27 protein-coding genes are annotated in these 26,153 nt (G+C 71.9%); 18 read left to right on the plus strand and 9 right to left on the minus strand.

The window, feature by feature from the left end:
- Positions 1-25: 25 nt before the first annotated feature.
- Both groES and groL read left to right on the plus strand, forming a co-directional pair.
- Positions 26-319: a co-chaperone GroES gene (groES, locus tag AB0F15_RS18710; RefSeq protein WP_007031106.1), complete on the plus strand. Its 294-nt coding sequence runs from the start codon at positions 26-28 to the stop codon at positions 317-319.
- Between the two features lie 97 nt (positions 320-416).
- Positions 417-2,030 carry a chaperonin GroEL gene (groL, locus tag AB0F15_RS18715; protein WP_360271436.1) on the plus strand — a complete coding sequence of 538 codons (1,614 nt, stop codon included), beginning with the start codon at positions 417-419 and terminating at the stop codon, positions 2,028-2,030.
- A gap of 127 nt (positions 2,031-2,157) precedes the next feature.
- On the opposite strand, the gene AB0F15_RS18720 is transcribed toward groL, so the two are convergent.
- Entirely contained in the window at positions 2,158-2,460 is a 303-nt protein-coding gene (locus AB0F15_RS18720; protein ID WP_360271438.1) for a WhiB family transcriptional regulator, read from the minus strand.
- Between the two features lie 209 nt (positions 2,461-2,669).
- On the opposite strand from AB0F15_RS18720, the gene AB0F15_RS18725 reads away from it, so the two are divergent.
- The 5 genes from AB0F15_RS18725 (at position 2,670) to AB0F15_RS18745 (ending at position 7,197) form a co-directional block, all read left to right on the plus strand.
- A complete protein-coding gene (locus AB0F15_RS18725) occupies positions 2,670-3,614 on the plus strand; it encodes a MerR family transcriptional regulator (RefSeq protein WP_360271440.1) in 945 nt (314 codons plus the stop codon).
- Between the two features lie 99 nt (positions 3,615-3,713).
- Positions 3,714-4,574: a hypothetical protein gene (locus tag AB0F15_RS18730; RefSeq protein ID WP_360271442.1), complete on the plus strand. Its 861-nt coding sequence runs from the start codon at positions 3,714-3,716 to the stop codon at positions 4,572-4,574.
- 131 nt (positions 4,575-4,705) lie between these two features.
- Positions 4,706-5,302 (plus strand): response regulator transcription factor, encoded by a 597-nt coding sequence (locus AB0F15_RS18735; protein WP_003073605.1) that lies wholly within the window; start codon positions 4,706-4,708, stop codon positions 5,300-5,302.
- Between the two features lie 386 nt (positions 5,303-5,688).
- Positions 5,689-6,261, plus strand: a complete 573-nt coding sequence (locus tag AB0F15_RS18740; RefSeq protein ID WP_026468912.1) for a sigma-70 family RNA polymerase sigma factor — start codon at positions 5,689-5,691, stop codon at positions 6,259-6,261.
- Complete coding sequence (locus AB0F15_RS18745) at positions 6,262-7,197, plus strand: anti-sigma-D factor RsdA (RefSeq protein ID WP_360271443.1); 936 nt, start codon at positions 6,262-6,264, stop codon at positions 7,195-7,197.
- A gap of 63 nt (positions 7,198-7,260) precedes the next feature.
- On the opposite strand, the gene AB0F15_RS18750 is transcribed toward AB0F15_RS18745, so the two are convergent.
- Positions 7,261-7,656 carry a DUF5319 domain-containing protein gene (locus tag AB0F15_RS18750; RefSeq protein ID WP_003073549.1) on the minus strand — a complete coding sequence of 132 codons (396 nt, stop codon included), beginning with the start codon at positions 7,654-7,656 and terminating at the stop codon, positions 7,261-7,263.
- A 130-nt stretch (positions 7,657-7,786) separates the two neighbouring features.
- Between AB0F15_RS18750 and guaB the strand changes: the two genes are divergently transcribed.
- From guaB to AB0F15_RS18770, 4 genes are all read left to right on the plus strand, one after another.
- The gene (gene guaB / locus AB0F15_RS18755) at positions 7,787-9,298 is read left to right on the plus strand and encodes an IMP dehydrogenase (RefSeq protein ID WP_360271445.1); all 1,512 of its coding nucleotides are present in this window, start codon (positions 7,787-7,789) and stop codon (positions 9,296-9,298) included.
- Positions 9,299-9,393: 95 nt separating this feature from the next.
- The gene (locus AB0F15_RS18760; protein WP_360271447.1) at positions 9,394-9,927 is read left to right on the plus strand and encodes a hypothetical protein; all 534 of its coding nucleotides are present in this window, start codon (positions 9,394-9,396) and stop codon (positions 9,925-9,927) included.
- A gap of 2 nt (positions 9,928-9,929) precedes the next feature.
- Complete coding sequence (locus tag AB0F15_RS18765) at positions 9,930-10,409, plus strand: hypothetical protein (protein WP_360271448.1); 480 nt, start codon at positions 9,930-9,932, stop codon at positions 10,407-10,409.
- A 76-nt stretch (positions 10,410-10,485) separates the two neighbouring features.
- Positions 10,486-11,619, plus strand: coding sequence for a GuaB3 family IMP dehydrogenase-related protein (locus tag AB0F15_RS18770; RefSeq protein WP_360271450.1), 1,134 nt, complete (start codon positions 10,486-10,488; stop codon positions 11,617-11,619).
- Here AB0F15_RS18770 and AB0F15_RS18775 read toward each other — a convergent pair.
- The gene (locus tag AB0F15_RS18775) at positions 11,603-11,803 is read right to left on the minus strand and encodes a DUF397 domain-containing protein (RefSeq protein WP_360271452.1); all 201 of its coding nucleotides are present in this window, start codon (positions 11,801-11,803) and stop codon (positions 11,603-11,605) included. The genes AB0F15_RS18770 and AB0F15_RS18775 overlap by 17 nt on opposite strands.
- Before the next feature lie 165 nt (positions 11,804-11,968).
- Here AB0F15_RS18775 and AB0F15_RS18780 point away from each other — a divergent pair, with 165 nt between their 5' ends.
- From AB0F15_RS18780 to AB0F15_RS18790, 3 genes are all read left to right on the plus strand, one after another.
- A complete protein-coding gene (locus AB0F15_RS18780) occupies positions 11,969-13,681 on the plus strand; it encodes a GMC family oxidoreductase (RefSeq protein WP_360271454.1) in 1,713 nt (570 codons plus the stop codon).
- Positions 13,682-13,691: 10 nt separating this feature from the next.
- Positions 13,692-14,399: a maleylpyruvate isomerase family mycothiol-dependent enzyme gene (locus AB0F15_RS18785; protein ID WP_360271456.1), complete on the plus strand. Its 708-nt coding sequence runs from the start codon at positions 13,692-13,694 to the stop codon at positions 14,397-14,399.
- A gap of 72 nt (positions 14,400-14,471) precedes the next feature.
- Positions 14,472-15,977 carry an FAD-dependent oxidoreductase gene (locus AB0F15_RS18790; RefSeq protein ID WP_360271458.1) on the plus strand — a complete coding sequence of 502 codons (1,506 nt, stop codon included), beginning with the start codon at positions 14,472-14,474 and terminating at the stop codon, positions 15,975-15,977.
- On the opposite strand, the gene AB0F15_RS18795 is transcribed toward AB0F15_RS18790, so the two are convergent.
- Positions 15,974-17,419, minus strand: coding sequence for an aldehyde dehydrogenase family protein (locus AB0F15_RS18795; RefSeq protein WP_360271460.1), 1,446 nt, complete (start codon positions 17,417-17,419; stop codon positions 15,974-15,976). The genes AB0F15_RS18790 and AB0F15_RS18795 overlap by 4 nt on opposite strands.
- A 283-nt stretch (positions 17,420-17,702) precedes the next feature.
- Complete coding sequence (locus tag AB0F15_RS18800; RefSeq protein WP_360271462.1) at positions 17,703-18,737, minus strand: zinc-dependent alcohol dehydrogenase family protein; 1,035 nt, start codon at positions 18,735-18,737, stop codon at positions 17,703-17,705.
- Between the two features lie 75 nt (positions 18,738-18,812).
- Between AB0F15_RS18800 and AB0F15_RS18805 the strand changes: the two genes are divergently transcribed.
- A complete protein-coding gene (locus AB0F15_RS18805) occupies positions 18,813-19,418 on the plus strand; it encodes a rhomboid family intramembrane serine protease (RefSeq protein ID WP_360271463.1) in 606 nt (201 codons plus the stop codon).
- Positions 19,419-19,426: 8 nt separating this feature from the next.
- Here the strand turns inward: AB0F15_RS18805 and AB0F15_RS18810 are convergent, their stop codons facing one another.
- Positions 19,427-19,978 carry a DinB family protein gene (locus AB0F15_RS18810; RefSeq protein WP_360271465.1) on the minus strand — a complete coding sequence of 184 codons (552 nt, stop codon included), beginning with the start codon at positions 19,976-19,978 and terminating at the stop codon, positions 19,427-19,429.
- 106 nt (positions 19,979-20,084) lie between these two features.
- Here AB0F15_RS18810 and guaA point away from each other — a divergent pair, with 106 nt between their 5' ends.
- On the plus strand, positions 20,085-21,641 hold the full coding sequence (gene guaA / locus AB0F15_RS18815) for a glutamine-hydrolyzing GMP synthase (protein ID WP_360271466.1): 1,557 nt from the start codon (positions 20,085-20,087) through the stop codon (positions 21,639-21,641).
- Between the two features lie 72 nt (positions 21,642-21,713).
- Here the strand turns inward: guaA and AB0F15_RS18820 are convergent, their stop codons facing one another.
- Both AB0F15_RS18820 and AB0F15_RS18825 read right to left on the minus strand, forming a co-directional pair.
- The gene (locus AB0F15_RS18820; RefSeq protein WP_360271468.1) at positions 21,714-21,953 is read right to left on the minus strand and encodes a hypothetical protein; all 240 of its coding nucleotides are present in this window, start codon (positions 21,951-21,953) and stop codon (positions 21,714-21,716) included.
- The gene (locus AB0F15_RS18825; RefSeq protein ID WP_360271470.1) at positions 21,946-23,235 is read right to left on the minus strand and encodes a PspC domain-containing protein; all 1,290 of its coding nucleotides are present in this window, start codon (positions 23,233-23,235) and stop codon (positions 21,946-21,948) included. Before AB0F15_RS18825 ends, AB0F15_RS18820 begins: the two co-directional genes overlap by 8 nt.
- 181 nt (positions 23,236-23,416) lie before the next feature.
- Between AB0F15_RS18825 and AB0F15_RS18830 the strand changes: the two genes are divergently transcribed.
- Positions 23,417-24,040: a restriction endonuclease gene (locus AB0F15_RS18830; RefSeq protein WP_360271471.1), complete on the plus strand. Its 624-nt coding sequence runs from the start codon at positions 23,417-23,419 to the stop codon at positions 24,038-24,040.
- A 6-nt stretch (positions 24,041-24,046) separates the two neighbouring features.
- On the opposite strand, the gene AB0F15_RS18835 is transcribed toward AB0F15_RS18830, so the two are convergent.
- Positions 24,047-24,784: an SDR family oxidoreductase gene (locus tag AB0F15_RS18835; RefSeq protein WP_360271473.1), complete on the minus strand. Its 738-nt coding sequence runs from the start codon at positions 24,782-24,784 to the stop codon at positions 24,047-24,049.
- A 57-nt stretch (positions 24,785-24,841) separates the two neighbouring features.
- On the opposite strand from AB0F15_RS18835, the gene AB0F15_RS18840 reads away from it, so the two are divergent.
- Complete coding sequence (locus AB0F15_RS18840; protein ID WP_360271683.1) at positions 24,842-26,149, plus strand: PspC domain-containing protein; 1,308 nt, start codon at positions 24,842-24,844, stop codon at positions 26,147-26,149.
- Positions 26,150-26,153 lie beyond the last annotated feature (4 nt).

Genomic DNA, 26,153 nt, shown 5'->3' on the forward strand with positions numbered 1-26,153 from the left:
TTCGACGACCGTGGAGGTCAACCCGGTGAGCGTGAACATCAAGCCGCTCGAGGACAAGATCGTTGTCCAGACGAGCGAGGCCGAGGAGACGACCGCTTCCGGCCTCGTCATCCCCGACACCGCCAAGGAGAAGCCCCAGGAGGGCAAGGTTCTGGCCGTGGGCCCGGGCCGGATCGACGACAAGGGCAACCGCGTCCCGCTGGACGTGAGCGTCGGCGACGTCGTCATCTACTCCAAGTACGGCGGCACCGAGGTCAAGTACAACGGTGAGGACTACCTCATCCTGTCCGCCCGCGACGTGCTGGCCGTCATCAACTGACGTCCGCTCGCAGCGCATGACGCCCCGGGCCCCGCACAACGCCGGGGAGCGGGGCGTTCGTGCGTTCAAGACCACCGGAAGGTAAGCGGAAAACGCTATGCCCAAGCAGATCAAATTCGACGAGGACGCTCGTCGCGCACTCGAGCGCGGGGTGAACAAGCTCGCCGACGCGGTCAAGGTCACGCTCGGCCCGCGTGGCCGCCACGTCGTGCTCGACAAGAAGTTCGGCGGGCCGACCATCACCCTCGACGGCGTGACCGTCGCTCGTGAAATCGAGCTCGACGACCCGTTCGAGAACCTCGGCGCCCAGCTCGCCAAGAGCGTCGCCACCAAGACCAACGACGTCGCCGGTGACGGCACCACGACCGCGACCGTGCTCGCGCAGTCGCTGGTGAAGGTCGGCCTGCGCAACGTCGCGGCCGGCGCCAACCCGTCCTCGATCGGCCGTGGCATCGAGGCCGCCGCGGAGAAGGTCATCGAGGTCCTCAAGGCCAAGGCCACCCCGGTCAAGGGCCGCGAGAACATTGCCCAGGTCGGCACCGTGACCTCGCGCGACGCGAACATCGGCGCCCTGCTCGGCGAAGCCGTCGAGAAGGTCGGCGAAGACGGCGTCATCACCATCGAGGAGTCGTCGACCCTGGCGACCGAGCTGGTGATCACCGAGGGTGTCCAGTTCGACAAGGGCTTCCTCTCGGCGCACTTCGCGACCCACCCGGAGGAGCAGAAGGCGATCCTCGAGGACGCCTACATCCTGCTGGTCCGCGAGAAGATCTCGGCGCTGGCGGACCTGCTGCCGGTGCTCGAGAAGGTCGTCGAGGCCAAGAAGCCGCTGCTGATCGTCGCCGAGGACGTCGACGGCGAAGCGCTGTCCACCCTCGTGGTGAACTCGCTGCGCAAGACGATCACCGCGGTCGCCGTCAAGGCGCCGTTCTTCGGTGACCGCCGCAAGGCGTTCCTGGACGACCTCGCGGTCGTCACCGGCGCCGAGGTGATCTCCACGGAGATCGGCATGAAGCTGGCCGACGCGAACCTCGGCTCGCTCGGCAGCGCGCGGCGCATCGTCGTCACCAAGGACGACACCACGATCGTCGACGGCGCCGGCACCAAGGACGCCACCCAGGCGCGGATCGCCCAGATCCGCAAGGAGATCGAGAGCACCGACTCCGACTGGGACCGCGAGAAGCTGCAGGAACGGCTCGCGAAGCTGGGCGGCGGTGTCGCGGTGATCAAGGTCGGCGCGGCCACCGAGACCGAGCTGAACGAGCGCAAGCACCGCATCGAGGACGCCGTGGCGGCGACCAAGGCGGCCGTCGAAGAGGGCATCCTGCCCGGCGGCGGTTCGGCGCTGGTCCACGCGGTCAAGGAGCTCGAGGGCTTCCTCGGCCTCGAGGGTGACGAAGCGACCGGTGTCAAGATCGTGCGCGACGCGCTGTCCGCCCCGCTGTTCTGGATCGCGACCAACGCGGGCCACGAGGGTGCGGTCATCGTCAACAAGGTCCGCGAGCAGAGCTGGGGGCAGGGCTTCAACGCCGCCACCGGCGAGCTGACCGACCTGCTGGCCGCCGGCATCGTCGACCCGGTCAAGGTGACCCGGTCCGCGGTGGCGAACGCCGCCTCGATCGCCCGGCTGGTGCTGACCACGGAGTCGTCCGTGGTCGAGAAGCCGGCCGACGAGGAGCCCGCCGCGGGCGGCCACGGTCACTCGCACTGACGCAGTACGCGAAGCGGGGCGGTACCTCTCCGGAGGTGCCGCCCCGCTTTCTTACGTCGGCAAAAGGGCCCCGGACAGCACGGAGGGCGGCACCCCACCCGGTGCCGCCCTCCGAGGTTCGTGGGACTCAGCCGCCCGACATGGTGAGCGTGCGTTTGTCCGATTTGATGATGTTCTCCCGCTCGGACTCCGAGAGCCCGCCCCAGATGCCGTACGGCTCGTGCACCGCCAGCGCGTGGCTGCGGCACATCTCCAAGACCGGGCAGCTCAGGCAGACGGCCTTCGCCCTGGCCTCCCGCCGTGCCCGCGCCGGGCCGCGCTCGCCGTCCGGGTGAAAGAAGGACGCGCTGTCCATCCCCCGGCACGACCCTTCGAGCTGCCAGTCCCACATGTCGGCGTTGGGTCCTGGGAGCCTGCGCGTGTCTGCCATCCTGACCGCCTCCGTCGTTCGGTCGATGCCGCTACCTGCTCTGCGGTGGTGCCGATACTCCATTCGGTGCAACGGCGGTAACGTTAGAAGCGCGCCAATAGTTGTTCAAGTGATCCGGCCCGATTCAGCCGTTAGGCATCCCCCGGATGTGTGAGCAGGGCTTTCGCCTCCGGTTGCCGACAGGGCTGGGTGCCTGGATATTGAGCCTCGTGGGAGCTGGGTCGGGTACCGAAGAACCCACCCTGCCGGTGGCCTCGGTCGCCCGCCGGCTCGGGGTCGCGCCGTCCACCCTCAGAACCTGGGACCGCCGGTACGGACTGGGCCCCAGCCGCCACACCGACGGCCGCCACCGCCGCTACGGCACCTCCGACATCGGCAGGCTCGAACTGATGCAGCGCGCCCTGCTCAGCGGCGCGTCGACGGCCGAAGCCGCCCGGTACGCCCTCGAGCAGATCCCGCGCTCGGGACCGCCGCAGCCGGAGGAAGCCGGCGCGCTCCCCGGGGCCGGGGCCGCCGGCGACGGCCACGAGGTCCGCTCCCGGCTCGCCCGGCGGCTGAGCACCGCCGCCCTCGCCATGGACGTCGGCGCGGTGCAGCGGATGCTCGCCGACACCATCGCCGAGCTCGGCGTCCTGTCCGCGTGGACCGGGGTGGTCGAGCCGGTGCTGTCGGCGCTCGGGGCCCGCTGGCGCGGCGCCAGCGCGGGTGCGGAGGTCGAATACCTGCTCGCGGAGTGCGTGTTCGCCGCGCTGGTGCGCGCCACCCCGGTGCTCGACGAGCCGCGCAACACCCGCCCGGTGCTGCTCGGCTGCGTCCCCGACGAACGCGACTCGATGCCGTTGTACGCGCTCGCCGCGGCGCTGGCCGGGCGGCGGATCGGCGCGCAGCTGTTCGGCGTGCCGCTGCCGGCCGAGGTCCTGGCGGTCGCGGTGCGCCGCAGCGCGCCGGCCGCCGTGGTGCTGTGGGCGGGCAGGCACGGGGTGGCCGACGCGCGGCTGTTCGCCAGGGTCTCCCGCGGCCGCCAGCGCAGCAGGCTGTTCGCCTGCGGCCCCGGCTGGGACCTGGCGGGGCTGCCGGACAAGGTGGAGCTCCTGACGGACCTGCCGGGCGCGGCGGACCGCATCGAGCACGTCCTGGTCGGCACGCCCCACTAGTCGCCCGGACGTCCCGAATGCGGCATTCGCGACCTTCGGCGGGGCGCGTGACGGTAGTTCGATCATGTTCTTGTCGGTGGGACCCGCTAGAAAGGACGGGTGCACGAACCCGCCCTGAGGGCCGCCGCGTTCGGGAGCGATCCGCGGCCCGATCCCGCCGTCACGCGCGGCGCCCGCAGCCCGCGGGAACGGCTGCTCGCCGCCGTCGTGCTCGGGGCGCAGGGCCGGTACGCCGCCGCGGCCACCCTCCTCGACGCCCTCCGCCGCCAAGGCGAGCCCCTCGAGGCCTCCCTGGCCGCCAGTGCCCTCGCGTCGCACCGGCGGCAGCTGGGGGGCCACCGGCGGGCCCGCGCGCTCGACGGCGAGGCCTTCGCCAAAGCCGCCGCCCTCCGGGCCCCGGACCGGCCCGACCCCGACGGGCTGGACGTCCGGGGCGCCCGCGCCGACGCCCTGCTCGGATTGGCCGCCGACAACCTCGCCCTCGGCAGGCTGGCGGCGGCGCGGCGGCTGGCCGCCCGGGCCGCGGAGCAGGACGCCGGCTGGCGCGCGCGGGTCCGGGGCGGCTGGGTCGGCGCCGAGATCGAGCTCGCCGCAGGTCAGGGCGCCGCCGCGGTGCCGCACGCCGAGCGCGCTTTCGAAACCGCGGTTGCCCGGGGTGCGCGGCGGCACGTGGTGAAATCCCGGATTGTGCTGGCTGTGGCCGTGCGGATGGCCGCGGCTCCCGATCACCGGAAGATTTCGGACGACCTTGTCGGAAATGCAATGGCGACCGCCGAGGAATGCGAACTCCTTTCACTTTTGTGGCCGGCGGCCCTCGTCGCGGCCGACTTGCGCCCAGGACACGCCGAGGAGTATCGATTCAGAGCGGCCGAGGTGTTGCACGCAGTGTTACGAAGCGCCGATCCTTGCGGGAGGAGGGTTGCGGGGGAATCGCCATGGGTCCCCGTCCCGGGTGGTTGAGCCGTCGGAATGGGGTGTTCCGGCATCCGGGCTAAGAAAGTTCAAAAAAAGCCACCGGATCGTGTCAAGGTTCGGGCTAAAGCGTCCGATAGGGGAAGAGGAATGTCACCCGGCTGCAGGAAGGAAACCCCGTGACGACGGTCTTGATCTGCGACGACCGACGCAGTGTCCGTGAAGGGCTCACCCGAGTGATGTCCGCGGTCCCTGGGGTCAGTCGCATCGACTGCGTAGCGCACGGTGACGAGCTGCTGGCCCGGTACTCCCGTCAGCCCGTCGACGTCGTGCTTGTCGGGACGCAGCGCGCGGTCCCGACGGGTGTCGAAGCCACCCGGCGGCTCGTCTCGGCCAACCCCCAGGCGAACGTCATCGTGTTCGGTGCCCCGGACGACGCGGGCAGCATCGCCGCCGCGATCGCCGGCGGTGCCCGCGGCTACCTCCGCTGGGACGCGTCCCGGCCGGAGCTGGTCGCCGCGCTGGCCCACACCCTCGCGAGCACCTCGGTGCCCGCGCCCCGTCAGCCGTCCGATCCGGGCGTCCAGCTGACCGAGCGCGAGCTTCAGGTACTCCGTGGGATGAGCCAGGGCAAGAGCAACGGCCAGATCGGCCGCGAGCTCTACCTGTCCGAGGACACGGTCAAGACCCACGCCCGCCGGCTGTTCCGCAAGCTCGGCGTGCGCGACCGCGCGCAGGCCGTGGCTCACGGCTTCCGGCGCGGCCTGGTCAGCTGACCTGCTGCTCTCCCCGTTCCTGACACGGCCGGTATACAGGTGACGACGGGCCAGGGTGCTGCACCCTGGCCCGTACCTGTGTGGTCCCCATCACACTCCGGCGCCCGCAAGGGCAGTCCGCGGGCGGATCCTCGCCCCGGCACCCGTCCCTCCGACGGATCTCGTACCCGCGACGTCGTTCACTCGTTGGAACGGCGATGTCGATCGTGGGTCTGCACGACAATCCGTATTTCCGCGGCTGCGCACGCCGCGGCGCGCCGGGGAGTACCGCGCGTGCCGCTCCGGGCCGGACCGAAGGTACGGTAGCGGTCTCCGGTACGCGGTGGAGGCGACCACGGGCCGGGTTCTTTGCACACCTACACGTAACACTGGGACTGTTGTCTGCGATGGCCAATGTGGGGGATGGACTGGATGAACCGGTCGCCGCTGCTGTCGAGGGAGATCCCCAGGCAGTCGAGCGGTTGCTGGCTGCCATCCGTCCACTGGTAGTGCGGTATTGCCGCGCTCGGGTTGGCAGGCAGGAGCGATCCTTCGCTTCGGCGGACGACGTTGCGCAGGAGGTGTGTCTCGCGGTGCTAACGGCATTGCCTTCGTACCGTGACCAAGGCCGCCCTTTTCTGGCGTTCGTCTACGGGATCGCCCAGCACAAGGTGGCCGACGCGCACCGTGCGGCGGCACGCAACCGCGCCGAGCCGGTGGCCGAGATCCCCGACGAGGTCGAGGGCGGGGTCGGCCCCGAGCAGCGAGCGCTCCAAGGTGAACTGAACGAGCGGATGTCCCAGTTGTTGCAGGTGCTGCCGGACAAGCAGCGGGAGATCGTGGTGCTGCGCGTGGTCGTCGGCCTGTCGGCGGAGGAGACCGCTGATGCGGTGGGCTCCACCCCCGGCGCCGTCCGCGTCGCCCAGCACCGCGCCCTCGCGCGGCTGAGAAAGGTCCTGGCCGCGGAGGAGGTGATCTGAGTGACCGGTCGCGAGAAGAGATTCGACCCGGAAGACGTCTTCAGCAGTGGCTTGACGGCGTCGGAGGCGGAGTTCGCCGCCGACCTGTCGGCGGTCCAAGCCGATGACGCTCTGCTCGATGCGCTCGGCGGGTCCGACCCGGCGCTGGCCGACGGTCTCGGCGACCACGAGCTCAACGCGCTGCTGGTCGCGTGGCGAAGAGACATCGACAGCGAGCCGCTGGCCGAGCTCGTCGACGTCGACACCGCTGTGCGCACCGTCAGTACCGCCGCTCTCGCGAGGCGGCACGCTTCGAGCGGACGCCGCCGCAGGCTGCTCGTCCCCGTCGCCGTCGCCGCCGCCGTGCTGGCGATCGCGTTCACCGGGACCGGGCTGGCCGCGCGCTCCGCGCAACCCGGCGACACGCTGTGGGGGCTCGCCAAGGTCCTCTACTCCGACCACACCCGTTCGGTCGAGGCGGCCGCGACCGCGAAGCTCGACCTCGAGAAGGCCAACCTCGCCATCGCCGGCGGCAACCTCGACGCCGCCCGCCAGGCCCTCCAGGACGCCCAGGCCGCCCTGTCGCAGGTCTCCGACGGGGAGAACCGCGACCAGCTGATGGAGCAGCACCGGCAGCTCGCCGCCCAGCTCCAGAACCCCGAAGCGCCGGTACAGGGCCCGATCCAGACGTCCGTGCCCGCGGTCGTGCCCGGCGCACCGTCGTCGCAGGCGCCGCCGGCCGGCTCGGCGACGTCCATCCCCGGCAGCGGCAGCGGTACGACCAGCCTCCCGGGCAGTGGCACGCCGACCCCGACGCCGCCGCCTCCGAGCAGCGAAACGCCGACCGCGACGCCCACCCCGCCGCCGACCAGCACGGTCGCGAGCGGCAACGATCCGGGCACCCCGCGCAGCGAATCCGCGGGTGGTCAGTCCCAGGGAGTCGGCGAAACGCCGTAGAGCATCCACGGAAAAGCCCTGGTGAGGAAACTCACCAGGGCTTTTCCGTGTTCGAGGAGCCGCTCAGTAGGCGCTTTCGTTGGCCGTGACGCCGTCGGCGAAGCCGCGGCAGTAGTCCCAGCTCACGTAGTCGCCGGGGTTCGGGTCGTAGGCCGGCTCGTGCGGCCGCATCCGCCCGTCGGCCAGCAGCTGCTCGAGGCTGGCTCGCAGCAGGTGCCAGTCGTGGTAGTGCGGTTCGTCGCACTCGCCGCAGTCGACGACGATCCCGCGGACACCGCGGGGTTCGAGGAGAGCCTGGTAGACGGCCAGATCCGAGAGATCGGCCAGTAGTTCGGTGCGTTCGGAGTCGCTGATCGGCTCGTCCAGCCGGTCCTCGGGGTCTCCGAATGCGCGGGCCGGGTCGTCCGGGTCATCCGCGAACGGGTCTGGAGGCAGGACATCATGCGCCACGGCCTGCACGGTACCGGGCCGTCCCGCCGGGCCGCCCACCGCCCGGGGCGGGTGGCGGGCGGCGGATATCATGAGGGGAAGGCTCCGAGTCGCCACAGCGACCCCGCTCATCCCGCGCCAGGAAGGCCCTTCACCCCCTATGACCAGCGACGGCACCACCGCCCCCGTTCCGGCCAAGTTCGCCATGCTCGGGCTGACCTTCGACGACGTGCTGCTGCTGCCTGCCGAATCGGACGTGGTCCCCAGCACGGTGGACACGAGCACCCGGCTGACCCGGAACATCACCCTCGGCATCCCGCTGGTGTCCGCGGCGATGGACACCGTCACCGAGGCGCGGATGGCCATCGCCATGGCCCGCCAGGGCGGCATCGGCGTGCTCCAGCGCAACCTGCCGATCGACCAGCAGGCGGCCGCGGTCGAGGTCGTCAAGCGGTCGGAGGCCGGCATGGTCACCGACCCGGTCACCTGCGCGCCGGACGCGACGCTGGCCGAGGTCGACGCCCTGTGCGCGCGGTTCCGCATCTCCGGCGTGCCGGTGACCGACGCGGCCGGGACGCTGGTGGGCATCATCACCAACCGCGACATGCGGTTCGAGGTCGACCACAGCCGCCCGGTGTCCGAGGTCATGACGAAGGCGCCGCTGATCACCGCGCAGGTCGGGGTGTCGGCGGAAGCCGCGCTCGGCCTGCTGCGCCGGCACAAGATCGAGAAGCTCCCGATCGTCGACGGCGCGGGCAAGCTCCGGGGCCTGATCACGGTCAAGGACTTCGTGAAGACCGAGCAGTACCCGAAGGCGACGAAGGACCCGGACGGCAGGCTCATCGTCGGTGCCGCGGTCGGCGTGGGGGTGGACGGGCACAAGCGCGCGCTGACGCTCGCTGAAGCCGGCGTCGACGTGCTGATGGTGGACACCGCGCACGGGCACTCCCGCGCGGTCGTCGACACGGTCGCGCTGCTGAAGAAGGAGCTGGGCGACTCGGTCGACATCGTCGGCGGCAACGTCGCGACCCGGGCCGGCGCGCAGGCGCTGGTCGACGCGGGCGCCGACGGCATCAAGGTCGGCGTCGGCCCGGGCTCGATCTGCACCACCCGGATCGTGGCGGGCGTCGGCGTGCCGCAGATCTCCGCGATCTACGAGGCCGACCAGGCCGCGCGGCCGGCGGGCATCCCGGTGATCGGCGACGGCGGCATCCAGTACTCGGGCGACATCGCGAAGGCCATCGCGGCCGGCGCGTCCACGGTGATGCTCGGCAGCCTGCTCGCCGGCACCGCAGAGTCGCCGGGCGACCTGATCCTGGTCAACGGCAAGCAGTTCAAGGTCTACCGCGGCATGGGCTCGCTGGGCGCGATGCAGTCCCGTGGCCAGGGCAAGTCCTACTCGAAGGACCGCTACGCCCAGGACGACGTGCTCAACGAGGACAAGCTGGTCCCCGAAGGCATCGAGGGCCGGATCCCGTTCCGCGGGCCGCTCGCCAACGTCGTGCACCAGCTGGTCGGCGGCCTGCGCGCCGGGATGGGCTACGCCGGGGCCGAGACGATCGCGCAGCTGCAGGAAGCGCAGCTCGTCCGGATCACCGCGGCCGGGCTCAAGGAGAGCCACCCGCACGACATCACGATGACCGTCGAGGCGCCGAACTACACGACCCGTTAGGCCGCTCGTGCAGCGCGCTGCGTCACGGTGACCTAGCGTGCTTACGGTAATCGGTCTATCGCCTTGCGTGGCGGTCGTGGTGTGCACTGAGACGCATGACGGTCGACCGGTTCACCCGCGTGCTGCGCAAGGTGTTCTTCACGGCCGTCGCGCTGGTGTCGCTGTTCCTCGGCGGCGTGGTCTGCCTGATGTGCCAGGTGCTGGCCGGCCGCGACGCGCCGACCTACCGCGTCGACGGCCAGGTGGTGTCCCACGAGCAGGGGGCGCTCCCGGTCGGCGGCGGGGACGAGGACGCGGAAAGCCACACCATCGCGGTGGACGCCGCGGACGGGCGGCGCTACCGCATCACCGCGGTCGGTCCCGGGCTGGACCTGCCGCCCGGCCAGCCGGTGGCGCTCGACGTCTCCACGGCGGACGGCAGCATCGCCTACCTGCGCGCGGGCGGCAGCGTGGTCGACCTGCGCTCGGGCGTGGTCCGGCCGGTCCTGCTGATCATCGCCAGCCTGCTGGCACTGGGCGGGGTGTACTTCGGCGCGGTCCGGCTCAACGTCTACCCGCCGGTGGCGACCTGGCTGGCGCTCGCACTGGGCGCGCTGCTGGCGCCGGTCGCCGTGTTCGTCCGGGTGTAGCCGTGAGACTGATCGCCCCCGCGGTGTGCGCGGCCTTCGTCGGGGCCGCGCTGGCTTTCGGGACGTTCGGGCTCCTCCAGACCGGCGGACCGGCCGAGCGGGAAGAAGCCACCGTCGAGACGGTGACCTACGAGCCGGGCTCGGAAGGCCGCGGCTACGTCCTCGCTCTCCGCACGGCTTCGGGCGAGTCCTTGGAGGTCGCGGACGGCGACCAGGGCCTCGACCTGCGACCGGGGAAGCACGTCCGCCTGGAAATCTCCGAGTTCGGCAGGTCGGTGCAGGCCGTCGAGGCCGACGGTCGCCGGACGCCGACCGGGATGTCCCTGTTCGGCGTCGGCTACCTAATGGTGCTGGTCTTGACCCTGCCGCTGCTGCTGATGCTGCTCACCGCCGCGGCAACGGCCCGGCCCGTACCGGCCGCGCTGAGCGCGGCAGCCGGGTTCCTGGTGGGGGCCCTGCCCGTGGTGCTGCTGCTGTTCTAACCCCCGTGCGCGGGTCACCCACGCGGACTAGCGACAATGGGGTACGGCAGATCGTCGTCGTTCGAGGAGGCTTCACGTGCGGGACCTGGTCGAGATCGGGATGGGCCGCACCGCGCGGCGGGCGTATGACCTCGATGACGTCGAGATCGTGCCCTCGCGGCGGACCCGCTCTTCGTCGGTGGTGTCCACCGCGTGGCAGATCGACGCCTACCGCTTCGACCTGCCGCTCGTCACGCACCCGACGGACGCGATCGTCTCGCCCGGCACCGCGGTCGCCGTCGGCGAGCTGGGTGGCCTGGGCGTGCTCAACGCCGAAGGCCTCTGGGCGCGGCACGCCAACGTCGAGGAGGCGATCTTCCAGCTGGTCCGCGCGGCCGAGGACCTGGAGGACCCGACCGCGGTCGGCCGCGTGCTGCAGGAGCTGCACGCCGCGCCGATCCGGCTCGACCTGCTGACCGAGGCGATCAAGACGGTCCGCGAATCCGGCGTCACGGTGGCCGCGCGCGTCAGCCCGCAGCACGCCGCCGAGCTGACGCCCGACCTGATCTCGGCCGGCGTCGAGATCCTCGTCGTGCAGGGCACGATCATCTCCGCCGAACACGTCGTGCGCGACGCCGAGCCGCTGAACCTCAAGGACTTCATCGGCCGCCTCGACGTCCCGGTCATCGCCGGCGGCGTCAGCGACTACCGCACCGCGATGCACCTGATGCGCACCGGTGCGGCCGGTGTCATCGTCGGCCACGGCTACACGCCCGGCGTCACCAGCACCGACCGCGTGCTCGGCATCGGCGTCCCGATGGCCACGGCGATCATCGACGCCGCGGCCGCCCGCCGCGACTACCTCGACGAGACCGGCGGCCGGTACGTCCACGTGCTGGCGGATGGCGGCATGACGGTGTCGGGCGACATCGCCAAGGCCATCGCGTGCGGCGCGGACGCTGTCATGCTCGGCTCCCCGCTGGCCGCCGCGTCGGACGCGCCCGGTCAGGGCCTGTACTGGACGGCGGCGGCCGCGCACCCTTCGCTGCCGCGCTCGCGCGTGGCGGCGGGTCCGGACTACGCCGTCGACCTCAAGACCCTGCTGTTCGGGCCGTCGTCCGACGCGGAAGGCGTCGTGAACCTCTTCGGGGCGCTTCGCCGGGCGATGGCGAAGACGGGCTACTCGGACCTCAAGGAGTTCCAGCGGGTGGGGCTCACCGTTCGCCGGTGAGGTGCGTGAGGAACGCGGCGAAGGCGCCGGCGGAGCAGACGAGCACCGGACGGGCCGGCAGTCCGGCCTGCTTGGTGTCCCGCACGCCGACGACACCGGGTGCGGTGCCGATTTCGACGCAGGCGTTCTCTTCGAAGTGGCTGTGGCTCGACTTGCGCCAACCTGTCAGCTGCTGGGGGCCCATCGTGGTCCTCCCGGAAATCGTGTCCCGTCCTGGCGGTGAATCGCCGTCGTGAACATCGAGCTATCCGATCATTACCCACAATTGTCGTCTGACAAGCGTCCGGAAGGGTGACTGGCCGGTAACTTACCTCTGGTCAGAACGCGAAGCCGGAGTTACGCTCCAGGTGTGACTGCCAGTAACACCACCACCAGTGCGGGTGGCTTCGACTACGACGTCGTCGTGGTGGGGTCGGGGTTCGGCGGCAGCGTCGCGGCGCTGCGGCTCACCGAGAAGGGCTACCGGGTAGCCGTCGTCGAGGCCGGCCGCCGGTTCGCCGACGACGAATTCGCGAAGACCTCGTGGGACCTCAAGCGCTACCTGTGGGCGCCGCAGGTCGGCTGCTACGGCATCCAGCGCATCCACATGCTCAACGACGTCATGGTGCTGGCCGGGGCCGGCGTCGGCGGCGGTTCGCTCGTCTACGCGAACACGCTGTACCGGCCGCTCAAGCCGTTCTACGCCGACCGGCAGTGGGCGCACATCACCGACTGGGAAGCCGAGCTCGCCCCGCACTACGACCAGGCGAGCCGCATGCTCGGCGTCGTGACGAACCCGACCGTGACCCCGTCGGACGTGGTGATGCGCGCGGTCGCCGAGGACATGGGCGTCGCCGATTCGTTCCACTCCACGCCCGTCGGCGTCTACTTCGGCAAGCCGGGCGAACGCGCGAAGGACCCGTACTTCGGCGGGGCCGGCCCGGAGCGCACCGGCTGCACCGAGTGCGGCTCGTGCATGACCGGCTGCCGCGTCGGGGCGAAGAACACGCTGGTCAAGAACTACCTCCACCTCGCGGAGAAGGACGGCGCGCAGGTCATCCCGCTCACCACGGTGACCTCGGTCCAGCCGATCGACGGCGGCTACGAGGTCAGCCTCAAGAAGACCGGGACGACGTCGAAGCGGTTCCGGACCACCGTCACCGCCGAAAAGGTCGTCTTCGCCGCCGGGACCTGGGGCACCCAGAACCTGCTGCACCGGATGAAGGACACCGGACGGCTGCCGCGGCTCTCGCGCCGGCTCGGCGAGCTGACGCGCACCAACTCCGAGGCCATCATCGGCGCCGCCCGCACCGACGTCGACGAGAACCGCAACTTCAGCCGCGGCGTCGCCATCACGTCGTCGATCCACCCCGACGAGAACACCCACATCGAGCCGGTCCGCTACGGCAAGGGCAGCAACGCGATGAGCCTGCTGCAGACGATCGCCACCGACGGAGCCTCGCCGGTGCCGCGCTGGCAGCAGCTCGTGCGGTTCCTGGCCAAGCACCCGGTCCAGTCGGCGCGGATGCTCAACGGCTACCGCTGGAGCGAGCGCACGGTGATCCTGCTGGTGATGCAGAGCCTCGACAACTCGATCACCACCTACACCAGGCGCGGGCTGTTCGGCCGGCGCAAGTACACCTCGAAGCAGGGGCACGGCGAGCCGAACCCGAGCTTCATCCCCGCCGGGCACGAGGCCAACGAGCGCACGGCCGGGCACATCGGCGGCATCGCCGGCGGCACCTGGGGCGAGATCTTCGACATCCCGCTGACGGCGCACTTCATCGGCGGCGTCCCGATCGGCGCCACCGCCGACGAGGGCGTCATCGACCCCTACCACCGGGTGTTCGGCTACCCCGGGCTGTCGGTGGTGGACGGCGCGGCGATCACCGCCAACCTCGGCGTGAACCCGTCGCTGACCATCACCGCCCAGGCCGAGCGCGCGTTCTCCTTCTGGCCCAACAAGGGCGAGGCGGACGCCCGGCCGCCGCAGGACGTGCCCTACGCCCGGTTGGCGCCGGTGGCGCCGAAGAACCCGGCCGTCCCCGCGGATGCCCCCGCGGCGCTCCGTCGATCCTCCTAGACTCGGGGCCGTGACGGCATCCGACAAGGCACACGCACTCCTCGGCGGTATCCGGAAGCTCGACGACGAATGGGCGCTGGCCGTCGGTGGCCTGGGTGAACCCGAGCTGCGGGCACCCAGCGCGTTGCCCGGCTGGTCTCGTGCCCACGTCCTCGCGCACGTCGCCCGCAACGCCGATGGTGTGCGCAACCTGCTGGTCTGGGCGAACACCGGCGTCGAGACCCCGATGTACCCCAGTGCCGAGGCCCGTGAGCGGGACGTCGAGGCCGGCGCCGGCCACGCGGCCGCCGACCTGCTCGCGGACTTCGTCGCGTCGGCCGGGCGCTTCGAGCGGTACGCCGCGGCGATGCCGGACGACGCCTGGGCGCGGGAGGCCCGCAACCGGCAGGGCGCGCCCGTCACCGGGGCCGTCGTCGCGCGGATGCGGCTCTCCGAACTGACCATCCACCTCGCCGACCTCGACCGCGGCTACGACCTCGACCGCGTGCTGTCGCTGCTCGGCCCGCTCACCGAAGACGTCGTCCAGCACGCCATCACCTCCCGCGGCGCCCACCTCCCCGCGCTCCGCCTGGTCGCCGACGGGTTCGAGTGGACGATGGGCGCCGCTGCCGGCGCGACCGTCCGCGGCTCTTCCGGGGCGCTCCTGGCCTGGCTCAGCGGGCGCTCCGACGGCTCCGCCCTCGATGGCGACGTGCCCCCGATCCCTGCCTGGGCGTGACCGGTCCGCTCCGCCAGGTGACCGCCTCGGGGCCGCTCTACACTGGGCGTTCCCGGCAGCGAGGAGTCCGCTGTGGACAGTGAGAACGACCAGGGGCGACCCGGCCTGCCCCGCAGGACGTTCCTGCGCATCGCGGGCGTTTCGGCGGCCGGCGCCGTCGTCGCCGCGTGCGGGCCGGACAGCGCGCCGGCGCCGGTCGCCTCGACCGCACCGGCGGCCACGACGTCCGCGCCACCCGCCACCCGGCCGCCCACCGGGCCGCCGAACTGGGACGACCTGCGCAGCCAGCTGACCGGCGGCCTGCTGCGGCCGGGCGGTGACGGCTACGCCACCGCCAAGCGCGGGTTCAACGAGCTGTTCGACAGCAACAACCCGGTCGCCGTCGCCACCGCGTCGACCGTCCAGGACGTCCAGACCTGCGTCCGGGCCGCGGCCGGGCGCGTCTCCCTCGCCGCGCGCAGCGGCGGCCACAGCTACGCCGGCTATTCGGTGCCCGAGAGCGGGCTGGTCATCGACCTGGCCGCGCTGAACAAGATCGACGTCCAGGGCGGGAAGGCCGTGATCGGCGCGGGCGCGAAGCTGAAGGACGTCTACGCCGGGCTGGCGCGGGCCGGGCGCGCGCTGCCCGCCGGGTCCTGCCCGACGGTCGGGATCGCCGGGCTGACCCTCGGTGGCGGCATCGGCGTGCTCGCCCGCAAGTACGGCCTGACCTGCGACCACCTCAGCTCCGCGCAGGTCGTCGCGGCCGACGGCCGGATGCTCACCGCGTCCGCGAGCTCCGAGCCGGACCTGTTCTGGGCCCTGCGCGGCGGGGGCGGTGGCAACTTCGGCATCGTCACCGAGTTCACCTTCGACACCGATCCGGCGCCGGCGGAGCTGACGGTGTTCTCGCTGCGCTTCCCGGCCGGGTCCGCGGCCGGCGTGCTCGCCGCGTGGCAGCAGTGGATCGCCGCGATGCCGCCGGAACTCTGGGCGAACCTGGTGCTCTCGGGCGGGTCGCCGGTCCAGTGCCGCGTCGGCGGCTGCTACGTCGGCGGCACCGCGGGGCTGACCACGCTGCTGAACAACCTGACCACCAACGCCGGCGCCCGGCCGGCGCAGCGCGTGGTGAAGAGCCTGGACTACCTCGGCGCCATGAACTACTTCGCGGGCAGCTCGAACCGCCAGTCGTTCGTCGCGTCGTCGCGGATGATCACCACCCCGGTCGACGCCGCGAAGGTCGTCGCGGTCGCCGACGGCAGGCCGGGCATGGACCTGCTCATCGACGGCCTCGGCGGCGCGGTGGCCGTCCCGGCCAAGGACGCCACCGCCTTCTGGCACCGCGACGCGCTGGCCAGCGTGCAGGTCTACGCGCCCGCGACGGCGAAGAACCGGGCGAATGTCACCCAGGCGGTCGGCGAAGCCGTCGCGGGGCTCGCCGCGGCCGGCGCGGGCGGCGGGTACGTCAACTACATCGACCCGGCCCTGCCCGACTGGAAGGCCGCCTACTACGGCGACAACGCCCAGCGGCTGCAGGACGTCGCGCGGAAGTACGACCCGCAGATCGTCTTCCGGTTCGGGCAGGGCGTGGTCAGTTAGAGGTCGATGCCGGTGAAGACGGTGACGCGCTCCTCCGTCAGGTCGTGCATCGCGGCGAGCACGCCTTCGCGGCCGACGCCGGAGCCCTTGACGCCGCCGTAGGGCATCTGGTCGGCGCGGTAGGACGGGACGTCACCGATGATCACGCCGCCCACCTCGAGCTCGGCGGACGCGTGGAACGCCAGCTGGATGTCGGTGGTGAAGACGCCGGCCTGCAGGCCGTACGCGGATTCGTTGACCGAGCGGAAGGCGGCGTCCACACCATCCACAACGGACACCGCGAGGACCGGGCCGAAGATCTCTTCGTTCCACGCCTTCGTGTCCGGCGGGACGTCGGTGAGCAGGGTCGGGGCGACGGTCGCGCCGTCGCGGGTGCCGCCGGTGAGCACCTTCGCGCCCGCGGCCACAGCGTCGTCGATCCACGCGACGATCCGTTCGGCGGCAGCTTCGTCGACCACCGGGCCGACGTCGGTGGTGCGGTCGTACGGGTCGCCGGTCCGCTGCGCCTCGACGGCTTCCAGCAGGGCGGGCACGAACTCCTCGGCCACGGCGGCGTCCACGATCACCCGCTGCACGGCGATGCACGACTGGCCGGCCTGGTAGTTGCCGAAGGTGGCGATGCGGTGGGCGGCGCCTTCGGGATCGGGCCAGTCGCGCAGCACGACCGCCGCCGCGTTGCCGCCGAGCTCGAGCACGACGTGCTTGCGCGGCGCGGCGTCCTTGAGCGACCAGCCGACCGGACCGGAGCCGGTGAACGACACGACGGGCAGCCGCGGGTCGGCGACGAGGGCCTGCGTCTCCTCGTTTCCCAGCGGCAGCACGGAAAACGCGCCTTCGGGCAGGTCCGTCTCGGCCAGGATCTCACCGAGGATCAGCGCCGACAACGGCGTCCGCGGCGCGGGCTTGACGATGATCGGCGCACCGATCGCCAGCGACGGCGCGACCTTGTGCGCCACCAGGTTGAGCGGGAAGTTGAACGGCGCGATGCCGAGCACCGGCCCGCGCGGGACGCGGCGGGTCAGCGCCAGCCGCGCCTCGCCCGCGGGGTCGGTGTCGAGGCGCTGGACGTCGCCGGTGAAGCGGCGGGCCTCCTCGGCGGCGATCCGGAACACCGAGACCGCGCGCTTGACCTCGGCCTCGGCCCACTTGAGCGGCTTGCCGTTCTCGGCGGTGATCACTTCGGCGATCTCTTCGGCGCGCCCGGCGAGCACGCGGGAGACGTGGTCGAGCGCCCCCGCGCGCAGGTGCGCGGGGCTGCGCCGGAACTCCTTGGCGACCGAAGCCGCGGCGGCCACCGCGCGTTCGACCTGCTCCGGCCCGGGCACGGCGACCGTGGCGACCTCGCTGCCGTCGTACGGGTGGTGCACGACGAGGGTGGTGGCGCCCGCTTCGGGGCGGCCGGCGATCCAGGCGGGGCGCGGCTCGGGGGTGATCATGTCCATGCGTACCAACGTAATCGGGGCAGGGGCACGACCGGTGGACCCCCACCCGGACGGGTCACGGTTCCGGCAAAGTTGGTGGCGGTTTCGAACGCGGCGAGTGGGTCATGCGGGACGTCGCACGGTGTGGTTGGCGAATTCGCGCCGTCGCGTCCGGCCCACTCGCCCGCGTTCCCGGTGAGTTGGCCGCTGCGGGCAGTGAGTTGGCCGCTGCGGGCAGTGAGTTGGCTTCAGCGGCGGCGGCCTGCCACAGCGATCGACTTTGCCGGCACCCTGCCCGGACGGGTCACGGCTTGATGAGCACCTTCAGCGCTTCGCGGTCCGCCATCGCGCGGTAGCCGGCGGGGACGTCTTCGACGCCGATCGTGCGGTCGAAGACCTTGCCGGGCTGGTACTTGCCGTCGAGGACGTCCGGCAGCAGCTCGGGGATGTAGGCCCGCGCCGGGGCGACCCCGCCGGTGACGGTGATGTTGCGCCGGAACAGCGCCGGGCCGATGGGGCCCTCCTCGTACTGCGGGACGCCGACGCGGCTGACCGCGCCGCCCGCCCGCACGACGCCGACAGCCATCTCGAAGGCGGCCTTCGTGCCGACGCATTCGAGGACGGCGTGGGTGCCTTCGCCGCCGGTCAGCTCGCGCACCTTCGCGATGCCCTCTTCGCCACGCTCGGCGATGACCTCGGTCGCGCCGAACTCGCGGCCGAGGTCGGTGCGCGCCCGGTGACGTCCCATGAGGACGACCCGCTCGGCGCCCAGCCGCTTCGCGGCGAGGACGGCGGAGAGGCCGACAGCACCGTCACCGATCACGGTGACGTTCTGCCCGCGGGTGACGCGCGCCTTCGTCGCGGCGTGGTGGCCGGTCGGGAAGACGTCCGACAGCGTGAGCAGCGACGCGAGCTGCGCGTCGTCCTCGGTGTGCGGCACCTTGACGAGGGTGCCGTCGGCCTGGGGCACGCGGACCGCCTCGCCCTGGCCGCCGTCGACGCCCTTCGCGCCCCAGAACCCGCCGTGCACGCACGACGTCTGGAGCCCTTCCCGGCAGAACTGGCAGGTGTTGTCGGAGTAGACGAACGGCGCGATGACGAGGTCGCCCTTGGTGACGCTCCGGACGTCCGCGCCGGTCTCCTCGACGGTCCCGAGGAACTCGTGCCCGATCCGGCGGCCGTGCTCGCTCGGCGTCATGTCGGCGTACGGCCAGAGGTCGCTGCCGCAGATGCAGGACCGCACGACCCGCAGGACGACGTCGGTCGGCTCCACCAGCTTCGGGTCGGGGACGGTTTCGACGCGGACATCGCCGGCACCGTAGATGACTGTCGCTCGCATGCAAGTGCCTTTCCCTGCGCGGACCGTGACAAACGGAGGGGGTGCGGCCGCGTCGACGCGCCTAGATTCTCGGTCATGACCACGCCCACCGCAGCCCGCAGCCCGTTCGGGCGACTCGCCACGGGGCCACGCCGTCCGTACCTCACCGCGGCGGTGTTCGCGGTGACGCTGGCGTGCGGGATCGCGCAGCTGGCGCACCCGCCACTGTACGACGCGATGCACCGCAACGCGGCCCGCATCGACGCGGGCGAGTGGTACCGGCTGGTCACCGGCATGTTCTTCCAGGACGGCCGGGCGTTCGGCCTGGTGTCGAACCTGCTCTGGCTGGCGGTCTTCGGCACGCTCGCCGAGCGGGTGTTCGGCCGCGCGCGGTGGCTCGTCCTCTACTTCGGCTGCGGCCTGTTCGGCCAGGTCATGAGCTACCTCTGGCTCAACCCCGTCGGCGCGGGCAACTCGATGTGCGTCGTCGGCCTGATCGGCGCGCTGGCCGCGGTCGTCGTGGTGGCTTCGCGCCGCTACGGCGTCGTGCTGCCGGTGCAGTTCCGCATCATGGCGTTCGCGGTGCCGGTGCTGGCCGTCGCCGACACGGTCGTCCACGACAACCACGGCCTGCCCGCGCTGCTCGGCATGGCGCTGGGCTTCGCGCTGCTCCCGCGGGTCGTGAGCGGTAATTCGGGTTAGAACCCGAATTACCACTCACGACTGCGGTAGAGGTCGCGCAGCAGGAGGACCTCGGCGCAGTGGTGGATCATCTCCCGGTGGATGTGGAGCACCAGCGTCGCCATCGGATACTCCGCGTACGGGCCTTCGGCGGGGCCGCACGGCCGCGCCAAGCCGTCCTCGTCGAGCGCCCCGACGCCTTCGAGCCACTGCGCGTACAGCTTGTCGAGCTCTGCGAGCGCCTCGCCGGCCGTTCCGGGGTACGGGTAGGTGTCGTAGCCGATCGGCGCACCACCGAAGTGGGACGCGATCCGCGCGCCCAGCACGCCGACGAGGACGTGACCGAGCCGCCAGGCGATCGTCGTGACCGGCGGCGGCGTCGGCTCGGGGAAGGCGAAGTCGATGGTGAACGGGCCGGTGCCGGGTTCGTCGTCCGACTTCCGCGGGCGCACGGTCCAGCAGCCCGCGACCGGCTCCCAGAGGTATTCGTCGTCGGTGAGCCCCTCGAGCTTCGGGCGGACCAGCACGTTCCAGTGGAAGTCGAGCTGTTCGGTCAGTTCCTTCGTCCAGTTCACGGTCATAGGGGGACCGTAGGCCCGATTCAGGACAGTTCCGGCCCTGAATCCGGGTGACCGGGCCCACCTGGGACGATGGCGGGGTAGCCCACTTCTCGTCTGGAGGCGCCAGGTGCCCAACCCCACCGGTCCGGTTCTCGTCGTGGACTTCGGGGCGCAGTACGCGCAGCTGATCGCCCGGCGCGTCCGCGAGGCGCAGATCTACTCGGAGGTCGTGCCGCACAGCGCGTCCACCGAAGAGATCCTCGCGAAGAACCCCTCGGCCATCATCCTCTCCGGCGGGCCGTCGAGTGTGTACGCCGAAGGCGCGCCGGGCATGGACCCGAAGCTCACCGAAGCCGGCGTGCCGATGTTCGGCATCTGCTACGGCCACCAGCTGCTGGCCAGCGCGCTCGGCGGGGTCGTCGAGCCGACCGGGGTCCGCGAGTTCGGCCGCACCGAGGTCCGCATCACCGGCGACGGCGGTGTGCTGCACTCCGGCCTGCCCGCCCACCAGCCCGCCTGGATGAGCCACAACGACAGCGTCACCAAGGCCCCCGAGGGCTCGGTCGTCACGGCGTCTTCCGACGGCGCCGCGGTCGCCGGCTTCGAAGACGTCGAGCGCCGCTTCGCCGGCGTCCAGTACCACCCGGAGGTCGCGCACTCGCCGCACGGCCAGGAGGTGCTGCGCCGGTTCCTGCGCGACATCGCCGGCATCGAGCCGCAGTGGACGACGTCGTCGATCGTCGAAGACCAGGTCCAGCGGATCAGCGACCAGATCGGTGACGGCCGCGCGATCTGCGGGCTGTCCGGCGGGGTCGACTCGGCCGTCGCGGCCGCGCTCGTGCAGCGCGCCATCGGCGACCGGCTGACCTGCGTGTTCGTCGACCACGGCCTGCTGCGGGCGGGCGAGCGCACCCAGGTCGAGCAGGACTTCGTCTCCGCCACCGGGGTCAACCTCGTCACGATCGACGCGCGGGAACGCTTCCTCGACGCGCTGGCCGGCGTCACCGACCCGGAGCAGAAGCGCAAGATCATCGGCCGCGAGTTCATCCGCGTGTTCGAGCAGGCCGAGCGCGACCTCAAGGCCGCGGGCGACTACCGGTTCCTCGTGCAGGGCACGCTGTACCCGGACGTCGTCGAGTCCGGCGGCGGCGAGGGCACGGCGAACATCAAGAGCCACCACAACGTCGGCGGCCTGCCGGACGACCTGCAGTTCGAGCTGGTCGAGCCCCTGCGGCTGCTGTTCAAGGACGAGGTCCGCCGGGTCGGCCTGGAGCTGGGCCTGCCCGAGACGATCGTGCAGCGCCAGCCGTTCCCCGGCCCCGGCCTCGGCATCCGGATCATCGGCGCGGTCGACCAGGAGCGGCTCGACACCCTCCGCTCGGCCGACCTGATCGCGCGCGAGGAGCTGACGGCGGCCGGGCTGGACCGCAGCATCTGGCAGTGCCCGGTGGTGCTGCTGGCCGACGTCCGCAGCGTCGGCGTCCAGGGCGACGGCCGGACGTACGGGCACCCGGTGGTGCTGCGGCCGGTGTCGTCGGAGGACGCCATGACGGCGGACTGGACGCGCCTGCCCTACGAGGTCCTGGAGCGGATCTCCACCCGCATCACCAACGAGGTGGCGGAGGTCAACCGGGTGGTGCTGGACGTGACGTCCAAGCCGCCGGGCACCATCGAGTGGGAGTGACCTCGTCCTGAACAGGACTCGAGGCCCCGGCGTGGGCTCCGGGGCCTCGAGAGAGTGGTGGTCTTCGGTGGTTCAGCGGCGGCGTTTGCCGCCGAACGACGCGCCGAGGAGCAGCAGTCCCACGAACACCGCGCCGCCGGCGATCACCCAGCGGAAGTCGAACCGCGGCAGCCAGGTCGCGCCGTCCGAGAGGACGTACGCCGACACCAGCAGCGTCGCGACCCCGATGATCAGGGTGAAGGCGTCCACGCCCCGCTTGGCGGGCTGGGTTTCCGTCGCGTTGTCGTAGGCGTAGGGGTTCTGGTCAGTCACGCTGCACCTCCACGTCGCCCACACTGTTCGAGACGTGCAGGGTGATTTGCTGGCCACCGACGCCGTCGGTGCCGTAGTCGGTCCCGGTCAGCTTTTCGCTGATCCCGTCGGTCGACCGGTCGAAGCAGGCCACCGAGCCGGCGCCGGTGTGGCAGTCGAAGGTGACGTCGGCCGTCGCCGGCACGGTGATCCTGGTGTTGCCCGCGCCGTTTACGACGTCGGTCGTGATCGGGTTCCCGGCCGGCAGCGCGGTCAGGTCGAGGTGGATGTCGCCTGCCGCGTGCTGGTAGAGCGGCTTCAGTTCGGTCACCGAATGCGGCGTCTCGTTCAGGTCGCCGACGCCGCCGCGGACCGGGAAGTTCTGGAACGGCACCGTCGTCAGGACCATCCCGGCGATCGCCAGCGGCACCGCGAGTCCGATCAGGCCACGGCCGCCGCGGACGAAAGCGCCGACGACCAGGCCGATCCCGACCACGCCGAGCATCAGCCCGATGACGTGCTGGACGGAGAACCACGCCATTCCGTCGAGGTTCGCCAGCACCCCGCCACCGGCGGTCAGCACGGCGAGCGCGAACGTCGCGGAACCGACCTTCGAGTGGCGGCGCGGCTCGGGCCGCCGGTACGACGGCGACGGCGTGGGCCGCGGCGGCTCCGGGATGGGGGGCGCGTCGGGCAGGTCCCAGCCGGCCGGGTCGGCGGCGAGCGGGTCCCACTGCTGCGACGGCGACTGCGCGTCGGCGGTCGCGGTGTCGGTCATGGTGAAGGCTCCGTTTCCGGTGAAGGCCGGGTACGACGTCCGCGTGGAGACCGGCGCGGGACGGTTCTCGTGGCCGCGGCTGCGGTGCAGCAGGTAGAGCGCGGTGGCGATGAGGGCGCAGCTGATGAGGCCGCCGCCGTCGAACCACGAGCCGCTGATCGAGCCCCCGGTGCTGACCACGGTGAGGACCATCAGCACGATGGCGAACGCCGGCGACACCGACGACCGGCCGCGCCCGATGAGGCCTTCGAAGCCGGAGACCTCGTCGCTCTCCCCGGGCAGGAACAGCCACCCCAGCAGGTAGAAGGGAACCCCGAAGCCGCCGAAGATCGTCGTGACCACCAGGGCGATCCGCACGACAACGGGATCGATCCCGTACCGGTACCCGATCGCGGCGGCCACGCCGGCGACCTTCCGCCCGGCATGCGGCCGCCGAGGCCGGCTGGCCCAGAAGTCCTTGACGGTCTCCTCGAACCCGTTCAGCGGCCCCGTTTTCGGCGCCCGTGATTCGCTCGCACCACTCATACCGAAGAGCATGCGGCACCCGGGGCGGCGAAACATCCGGGATGGTCCCTGAGGTTTCCCGGAGGCGTTACCAGGGGTGGTGTAACGGGCGGCTCCCGCCGGCGACCTTGCTCCGGGTGGATCCGGGCGCGAAAGCACCGGACGCCGCCGGGGAACCGGTCCGGACTGCGGAGGAGCTTGCGTGGCTCGACGAAGGAAGGCGGCCGGAACCGGCGGCTGTGTCGCCCCCGCGTTGGGCGTCGCCGCGGTCGGCGCGGTCTTGGTCGGAGCGCTGGGCTTCGTCGCGGCGCACCCGGTTCTCCCCGCCGTCGTCGGCACGGTCGTGCTCGGCGTGACGCTCTCCGGCCTGGTGCTGTGGCAGCAAGCCCGCGCTCGCGACGCGCGGCAAGCGTGGCAGCTCGAAGTCGCCCGGTCCCAGGAGATCGCGCGCTACCACGCGATGGCGCCGAACGAGTTCGAGCGGGCCCTCGCTTTCCTGTGCACGCGGGACGGCTGTTCGCAGGCGCAGGTGACCGGGCGCGCGGGCGACCTGGGCGCGGACGTGGTCGCCTACGCCCCGGACGGTCGCAAGATCGTTCTCCAGGCCAAGCGGTACGGCGTCGCCAGCAAGGTCACCGGTCCCGACCTGCAACGCTTCGGCGGTACTTGCTACACCGTGCACGGTGCGCGCGTCGCCGCCGTGGTCACGACCTCGACGTTCACCAAGCAGGCCCGGCAGTACGCCGCTCACCACGGCATCCGCCTGTTCGATGGGCCCGGCCTGGCCGCGTGGGCGAGCCGCACCGGGCCGGCCCCGTGGCACTGATCGCGCTCAGCGGCGGAAGCCGCCCTCCGAGTTGATCGTCTGGCCGGTGATCCAGTCCGCGTCGTCCGTCGCCAGGAAACCCACCAGCTTCGCCGCGGCTTCCGGGGTGCCCCAGCGGCCTCGCGGGAACCGGAGGCGCATCGCCTCGTGGACGTCCAGGGGTGCGTAGCCGGTGTCGACCGGGCCGGGGTTGACCGCGTTCACCGTGATCGCGCGGTCGGCCAGCGCGTCCGCGAGGGAGCGCGTGATCGACGCCAACGCACCCTTGCTCGCCGCGTACGCAATCTCGCGCGGCATCGGGCCGAGGTCCTGCCCGGACGTGAAGAACACGATCCGGCCGCCCGGACGGCCGTCGTGCCGGGTGGCGAACGCCTGCGCCAGCAGGATGGACGACCGCGTGTTGACCGCCCAGTGCGCGTCGAGCATCGCGGCGTCCAGTTCGCCGAGGCCGCCGTCCGACCCGCTCAGCGCGTGGTTGCAGACCAGGATGTCGACGTGCCCGTGCGCCGCGGCGGCGGCCGCCAGCAGCCGCTCCGGTGCGTCCGGTTCGGCCAGGTCCAGCTCCAGACCGTCCGGCTGTGCGGGATCCGCGCCCCACGGCTGCTCCCGGTCGTGGCGTGCGTAGTGGTGGCGGAAGACCTCCGCGCCGAGCGCGGCCAGCCGTCCGGCGATCGCGTGGCCGATGCCCGCCCGGCGGCTGACTCCCGTGACCAGCGCGACGCGGCCGTCCAACGATGCGGGCACGACCACAGTCTGCCACCGGATCAGGGGTTTCCCCGATGGAACCGGACACCGGTGCGTGTGACCATGGACGGCGTGCAGGAGTCCCTCGACCACGTCACCGCCGAGCAGGCGATCCCGGCCACCACGGACCCGGCCACGCCGAAGATGTACCGGCGCCGGTCCGGGCGCGCCATCGCCGGGGTGGCCGGCGGTCTCGCCGACCACCTCGGCGTCCCGGTCGTCTGGGCGCGGACGGCCTTCGCGCTGCTGGCCGCGCTCAACGGCGCAGGGCTGCTCGCCTACGGCCTCCTCTGGGTGTTCGTCCAGCAGCAGTCCGAAGAAGCCGCGGACGCGCCGACCCGGAAGGAACGCCAGCAGGCGTTCGGCCTGATCGCGTTGGGTGTCGGCCTCGCCGTCGCCAGCGGGACGCTGACCGGGTTCATCAGCGGCTGGATCGCGGTGCCACTGGCCGTGGCCATGCTCGGTGCGGCGGTGGTCTGGCGGGAGGCCGACGAATCGCAGCGCCGCCGCTGGAAGGTCGGCGCGAAGGACGGCTTCGCCGGGGCGTTCCTCGGCGGGGGCGGCTGGTCGGCCGCCATCCGGATCGTCGCCGGCGTCGCGCTGGTGATCACCGGCATCGGCGTCGTCGTGCTCCGCAGCGGCAGCCTCGACCAGGTCCAGTTCGCGCTGATCGCCGTCATCGCCACCCTGATCGGGGTCGCCGTGCTGACCGTGCCGTTCTGGCTGCGGCTGGTCCGGGACCTCTCCGACGAGCGCAAGGCCCGCATCCGCACCGACGAACGCGCCGAAATCGCCGCCCACCTGCACGACTCCGTCCTGCAGACGCTCGCCCTGATCCAGAAGCAGAGCGAGCAGCCGCGTGAGGTCGCGCGGCTGGCCCGCAGCCAGGAGCGCGAGCTGCGCGGCTGGCTCTACGGCCCGAACGGCTACGGCAAGCCGGCCGAGAACGTCGAAGAAGCCGCCGGGCAACTGTCCGAAGCGCTCGCGACGGCGTGCGGCGAAGTCGAGGACACCTTCGCGATCTCCGTCGGCCAGGTCGTCGTCGGCGACGCCGAGCTCGACGAATCGCTGGTCGCCCTCGTCCAGGCCGCCCGGGAGGCGATCGTCAACGCCGCCAAGCACGCCGGCGTCGAGGAGGTCAGCGTTTTCGCCGAGGTCGAGCCGACGGCGGTCACGGTGTTCGTCCGCGACCGCGGCAAGGGCTTCGACCCCGACCTCGTCCCGGACGACCGCCACGGGCTCGCCGACTCGATCCGCGGCCGGATGACCCGGCACGGCGGCACGTGCAAGGTCCGCACCGCGCCGGGGGAGGGCACCGAGGTGCAGCTCGCCATGCCGGTGAAAGCCGGTAAGGGAGTGGCGTGAGGCG

This window comes from Amycolatopsis sp. NPDC026612 (assembly GCF_040638285.1).
Lineage (GTDB): Bacteria > Actinomycetota > Actinomycetes > Mycobacteriales > Pseudonocardiaceae > Amycolatopsis.

What these genes read in the sequence shown, in the direction of transcription:
- AB0F15_RS18810 (WP_360271465.1), bottom strand. Translation starts at nt 19,978, where the DNA reads ATGACCGTGAACTGGACGAAGGAACTGACCGAACAGCTCGACTTCCAC.
- AB0F15_RS18805 (WP_360271463.1), top strand. Translation starts at nt 18,813, where the DNA reads ATGACCACGCCCACCGCAGCCCGCAGCCCGTTCGGGCGACTCGCCACG.
- AB0F15_RS18825 (WP_360271470.1), bottom strand. Translation starts at nt 23,235, where the DNA reads ATGAGTGGTGCGAGCGAATCACGGGCGCCGAAAACGGGGCCGCTGAAC.
- AB0F15_RS18720 (WP_360271438.1), bottom strand. Translation starts at nt 2,460, where the DNA reads ATGGCAGACACGCGCAGGCTCCCAGGACCCAACGCCGACATGTGGGAC.
- guaB (WP_360271445.1), top strand. Translation starts at nt 7,787, where the DNA reads ATGACCAGCGACGGCACCACCGCCCCCGTTCCGGCCAAGTTCGCCATG.
- groL (WP_360271436.1), top strand. Translation starts at nt 417, where the DNA reads ATGCCCAAGCAGATCAAATTCGACGAGGACGCTCGTCGCGCACTCGAG.
- AB0F15_RS18760 (WP_360271447.1), top strand. Translation starts at nt 9,394, where the DNA reads ATGACGGTCGACCGGTTCACCCGCGTGCTGCGCAAGGTGTTCTTCACG.
- AB0F15_RS18775 (WP_360271452.1), bottom strand. Translation starts at nt 11,803, where the DNA reads ATGGGCCCCCAGCAGCTGACAGGTTGGCGCAAGTCGAGCCACAGCCAC.
- AB0F15_RS18795 (WP_360271460.1), bottom strand. Translation starts at nt 17,419, where the DNA reads ATGGACATGATCACCCCCGAGCCGCGCCCCGCCTGGATCGCCGGCCGC.
- AB0F15_RS18740 (WP_026468912.1), top strand. Translation starts at nt 5,689, where the DNA reads ATGGCCAATGTGGGGGATGGACTGGATGAACCGGTCGCCGCTGCTGTC.
- AB0F15_RS18800 (WP_360271462.1), bottom strand. Translation starts at nt 18,737, where the DNA reads ATGCGAGCGACAGTCATCTACGGTGCCGGCGATGTCCGCGTCGAAACC.